Consider the following 2,443-nt stretch of genomic DNA (forward strand, 5'->3'; position numbering starts at 1 on the left):
CTGGTGGCGGCGGGCGGCCGCTCGGCGCAGGCCGTGCGCGGCGTGGCCACGGGCCCGGCGGGCCCGGTCGTCTTCGTGTTCCCGGGACAGGGATCGCAGTGGCTGGGCATGGGCAAGCAGCTGTACGCCCAATCGCCGGTCTTCGCGCAGGCGATCGACGCGTGCGCACGCGCCCTGGAGCCGTGGCTCGACTGGTCACTGGTGGACCTGGTGACCGGCGCCGAGTCGGCGCCGTCGCTGGAGCGCGGGGACGCCGTCGTGCAGCCCGCGCTGTTCGCGATGATGGTGTCCCTCGCGCAGGTGTGGCGCTCGCTCGGCGTGGTCCCCGACGCGGTCATCGGACACTCGCAGGGCGAGATCGCCGCGGCGTGCGCGTCGGGGGCGCTCTCCCTCGACGACGCGGCGCGGATCGTCGCCCTGCGCAGCCGGGCCCTGACCGCCCTGGCCGGCCTCGGCGGCCTGAACGCGGTGGCCGCGCCCCTGAGCTGGGTCGAGGAACGCCTGCCCCGCTGGTCCGGGAGGCTGTCCGTGGGCGCGGTCAACGGGCCCGCGTCCGTGGTGATCTCCGGGGACCTCGACGCCCTGGAGGAGTTCGCCGCGCTGGCCGCCGGTGAGGGGATCCGGGTGCGCCGCGTCAGGATCGAGTACGCCTCCCACTCCCACCAGGTCGAGCGCATCCGCGACCAGGTGCTGGAGGCCGCCGCGGGGGTCACGCCCCGGCAGACGGCGGTGGAGTTCCACTCCACGGTCACCGCGGCGCCGCTCGACACCCGCGTGCTCGACGCCTCGTACTGGTACCGGAACCTGCGCTCGACGGTGCGGTTCGGTGAGGTCGTCGAGAACCTGATGCGGGCACGTGGCGGCGTGTTCGTGGAGGTCAGCCCGCACCCCGTGCTCCAGGTGGCGATGGAGGAGGCCGCCGACGCGCTGGCGGCTCCGCCCCTGGTGGTGCCGACCCTGAGCAGGCACGACGGGAGCGCGGGCAAGCTCCTCGCGTCGCTCGCCGAACTCCACGTGCGGGGCGTGCCGGTGACGTGGGAGGCGGCGTTCCGCGCGGACCGGCCGCGCCGGATCGGCCTGCCGACCTACCCGTTCCAGCGGCAGCGGTACTGGCTGACGGCGCCCGACGGCTCCGGCCCCGCCGGCGGACCGGCGTTGCACGCCAGGGCCGCGGACCTGGACTCGCAGGCGACCGTCCTCGACCTCGTGTGCGCCGAAGCGGCAGCGCTGCTGAGCGCGAAGCACGCCGATCTGACGGGCGCCGTCCTCCTGGCGAGGTCGGCCGAGACCTTCAAGGACCTGGGCTTCGACTCCTCGATGGCGGTGGGGCTGCGCAACCGGCTCACCGCGACGGCCGGAGTACGGCTGCCGGCCACCGTCGCGTTCACGTACCCCACCCCCTACGAGCTCGCCCGCCACCTCTTCACCCTCCTCGAACCGCAGGTGCCCGAGGCCCCGGAACCGGTCGAGGAGGAAGGTCCGGACAGCGGCAGTGACGACGATCTGTACGCGCTGATCGAGCGCGGATACGTGTAATAACGCCCTTCTTTTAAGCAACCGTTGGGGGAGGCCCTGGTGGAGGATGTCGACAAGCTCCGGTCCTACTTGCGACGTGCCGTCGGCGACGCGCAGCAGCTGCGCGAGCGGGTGCGAGAGCTGGAGGAGTCCGCGCGCGAGCCCATCGCGGTCGTGGGCGTGGGCTGTCGCTTCCCGGGCGGGGTGACGTCCCCCGAAGGGCTGTGGGACCTCGTCCGCGACGGCGTGGACGCGATGAGCGACTTCCCGGCCGACCGCGGCTGGGACAGGGAGGCGCTGTACTCCCCGGACCCCGAGGCGCACGGGACGACGTACACGCGCTCGGGCGGATTCCTGTCCGGACTCGCGGACTTCGACGCACCGTTCTTCGGCATCAGCCCGCGCGAGGCGCTGGCGATGGACCCGCAGCAGCGGCTGATGCTGGAGACGTCGTGGGAGGCGCTGGAGCGGGCGGGCATCGACCCGGCCGGACTGAAGGGTTCGGCGACCGGGGTCTTCACCGGCCTCTACGCCGTCGACTACGGCCCGCGCACGGGCGGCGGCGCGGCCGGTGAGATCGAGGGGTACGCGGCCACGGGGACGTACACCAGCGTGGCCGCGGGCCGGGTCTCGTACGTGCTGGGTCTGCAGGGCCCTGCCGTGGCGACGGACACCGCGTGCTCGTCGGCGCTGGTCGCCGTCCACCAGGCCGTGCGGTCCCTGCGGTCCGGGGAGTCCACGCTGGCGCTGGCCGGCGGCGTGTCGACGCTGGCGACTCCGGGGCTGTTGGTGGAGCTCGCCCGGCAGCGGGGCCTGTCGGCGGACGGGCGGTGCAAGGCGTTCGCGGACGCGGCCGACGGCACCGGCTTCTCCGAGGGCGCGGGCGTCCTGGTGCTGGAGCGGCTGTCGGACGCGCGGCGCAACGGGC

At 74.2% G+C, this 2,443-nt stretch carries 2 protein-coding genes; both read left to right on the plus strand.

Features of this window, described 5'->3' with window-relative positions; genetic code table 11:
- Positions 1-1,536: acyltransferase domain-containing protein (locus G3I40_RS08540; RefSeq protein WP_164301560.1), on the plus strand; the 1,536-nt coding region annotated here is incomplete at its 5' end.
- Between the two features lie 39 nt (positions 1,537-1,575).
- Positions 1,576-2,443: beta-ketoacyl synthase N-terminal-like domain-containing protein (locus G3I40_RS08545; RefSeq protein WP_343244860.1), on the plus strand; the 868-nt coding region annotated here is incomplete at its 3' end.

This window comes from Streptomyces sp. SID14478 (assembly GCF_010548525.1).
Taxonomy (GTDB): domain Bacteria; phylum Actinomycetota; class Actinomycetes; order Streptomycetales; family Streptomycetaceae; genus Streptomyces.